At 63.3% G+C, this 2,750-nt stretch carries 3 protein-coding genes; all 3 read left to right on the top strand.

All coding sequences use genetic code 11. The annotated features are described in order from the left end of the window. Positions 1-686: SDR family oxidoreductase (locus tag EOA60_RS27455; RefSeq protein ID WP_128312197.1), on the top strand; the 686-nt coding region annotated here is incomplete at its 5' end. Between the two features lie 12 nt (positions 687-698). Next, the gene (locus tag EOA60_RS27450; protein ID WP_067327767.1) at positions 699-1,484 is read left to right on the top strand and encodes a glucose 1-dehydrogenase; all 786 of its coding nucleotides are present in this window, start codon (positions 699-701) and stop codon (positions 1,482-1,484) included. A 188-nt stretch (positions 1,485-1,672) separates the two neighbouring features. Then, positions 1,673-2,404 (top strand): XRE family transcriptional regulator, encoded by a 732-nt coding sequence (locus EOA60_RS27445; protein WP_095823862.1) that lies wholly within the window; start codon positions 1,673-1,675, stop codon positions 2,402-2,404. Positions 2,405-2,750 lie beyond the last annotated feature (346 nt).

Genomic DNA, 2,750 nt, shown 5'->3' with positions numbered 1-2,750 from the left:
GTCTGGCGGAAGCCGGCGCCGATGTCGCCTGTTTCGGCCACAGCTCGAAGGGCGGGCTGGAAGACACGGCCGACAAGATCAGGGCGCTCGGCCGCAAGGCGCTGGTGCTGACCGGAACTGTCACATCGCAGAGCGATCTCGCGGCAGCGGTCGAACGCGTCGAAAAGGAACTCGGCGCGCTGACGATCGCGGTCAACAATGCCGGCGTCGCCGGTGCCGAACCCGCCGAGACGCTGCCGATGGAGAAGTGGCAGAAGCTCTACGACGTCAATGTCAGCGGCGTGTTCCTGTCCTGCCAGGCCGAGGCGCGCGTCATGCTGCCCCGCCGCAAAGGCTCTATCATCAACATCGCCTCGATGTCCGGCTCGATCGTCAACCGCGGCCTGACGCAGGCGCACTATAATTCGTCCAAGGCGGCGGTGATCCACATGTCGAAGAGCCTCGCCATGGAGTGGGCCGATCGCGGCCTGCGCGTCAATGTGGTGAGCCCCGGCTACACGCTGACGCCGATGAACAAGCGGCCGGAGGTCGCCGAGCAGGTCAAGATCTTCGAGCGCGACACGCCGATGGGCCGCATGGCGAGGCCTGAGGAAATGGTCGGGCCGACCGTGTTCCTGGCGAGCCGGGCCGCGAGCTTCGTCACCGGCATCGACCTCATCGTCGATGGCGGCTTCGTCTGCTGGTAGGAGAAAGAAAAAGTGCAGAAGCGTTTCGAAGGAAAGACGGCAATCGTCACAGGCGCCAGCGGCGGCATCGGTGCGGCCATGGCGAGGCGTTTCGCGGCGGAAGGTGCGGCGGTCGTGATCAGCGCCATTGATCCGCGCGTCGACGAGGTCGCCGCCGGCCTGAAGGCTGCGGGCGCGAAGGTCGCCTCGATGCGCATGGACGTGACGAAGAAGGACGAGGTCGAAGCGCTTTACGATCTCGCGGAGAATGAATTCGGTCGGGTCGACATTTCGGTGCAGAACGCCGGCGTCATCACCATCGCCAAAATCGAGGCGATGACGGAATCCGAGTGGGACAAGGTGATGGCGGTGAACACGAAAGGCGTGTTCCTGTGCTGCCAGGAAGCGATCGCGCGCATGCGCAAGCACGGCCAAGGCGGCCGGCTGATCAACACCGCGTCCGGCCAGGCGCGGCAGGGTTTCATCTACACGCCGCATTACGCGGCGTCGAAATTCGGGGTTGTCGGCATCACGCAGAGCCTGGCCAAGGAAGTGGCCAAGGAAAAGATCACCGTCAATGCCATCTGCCCCGGCATCATCGACACCGACATGTGGGCCTATAACGACACCGCATGGGGCAAGCTGCTCGGCGACTACAAGCCGGGCGAGCTGATGGCGGAATGGGTGAAGAACATCCCGATGGGCCGCGCCGGCAGCGGCGAAGACGTCTCGGGGCTCGTCAGCTTTCTCGCCAGCGATGACGCGGCCTACATCACCGGACAGACCATCAATGTCGACGGCGGCCTGATCATGTCGTGAGAAGGGCTGCGATGCGTTGAGTGACTGCGTCGCCAGCCTCGCTGCGACCCAGGCAGCCGGGTCGCGACAGCCGATTTCATCGCAGGTTCTGCGACATAAGACGGCTTGCCGCGGTGATTGCGCTCCTGTATCGCCACCGAATATGTTCACCTCGAGTGAAATAAATCGGCGGAAATTTGAGGGGCGCCATGGCGAAGAAGACGACCGACAACAAGCCTTCCGGCGCGAGCGACCAAGCCAAGCCGTTGCCGAAGAGCGTCTCGGCGGACGGGCGAAGCGTGCGAACCATCCGCGCGCCGCTGACGCAGAATCCGCACGCCGTCCGCGACACGCGCGAGAAGGTGCTGGAGGTAGCGATCGGCCATGAGGTGCGCGCCTTCCGCAAGAAGCTCGGCATCACCGTCGCCGATCTCGCGGCCGCCACCGACATTTCGCTGGGCATGCTGTCGAAGATCGAGAACGGCATCACCTCGCCCTCGCTGACCACGCTGCAGGCGCTGTCGCGGGCGCTCGGCGTGCCGGTCACCGCCTTCTTCCGCCGCTTCGAGGAAGAGCGCGCCGCCGTCTTCGTCAAGGCCGGCGAAGGCGTCGACGTCGAGCGGCGCGGCACACGCGCCGGCCACCAGTACAATCTGCTTGGACATATCGGCGCCAACACCAGCGGCGTGGTCGTCGAGCCCTATCTGATCACGCTGACCGAGGACTCCGACGTGTTCCCGACCTTCCAGCATGCGGGGATGGAGTTCCTCTATATGCTCGAGGGCGAGGTCGTATACCGGCACGGCAGCAATCTCTATCCGATGAAGCCGGGCGACAGCCTGTTCTTCGACGCCGATGCGCCGCATGGGCCGGAAGAACTGACACAGCTGCCGATGCGCTATCTCTCCATCATCTGTTATCCGCAGAACAGCACGACCTGACCAACCCGAACCCGGACATCGTTCGGTGACGCATTCGTCGAAGGTCCGACCTCGCGAAGCATTTCCGTGGCATTTCCACCAGCTCGTGCCGGCGCTGTGCCGTCCGCGGTAATTTTCCTGCAGGCAAATAGTTTTATCCACAGGCAATCCTGCGGCGGACCCCCAAACCGTTTACCGAACGGAAAACCGGCTTGACAACTTCGCGGTTCGGGCAGAACTTATGAAAAAAATTTCACTCTGTTGAAAGAGTGGACGCCCGGTCGATTGCGGGGCCGGACGTCGAGAAAAGGGGAAAAACCGATGTCCGACCTTAAGCAGCGCATCGAAGCGCTGTACCGTTCCGACG

This window comes from Mesorhizobium sp. M1A.F.Ca.IN.020.06.1.1 (assembly GCF_004023265.1).
GTDB lineage: Bacteria > Pseudomonadota > Alphaproteobacteria > Rhizobiales > Rhizobiaceae > Mesorhizobium.
Note: the sequence above shows the minus strand (reverse complement) of the source record. Positions and strands in the feature narration are given on the sequence as shown.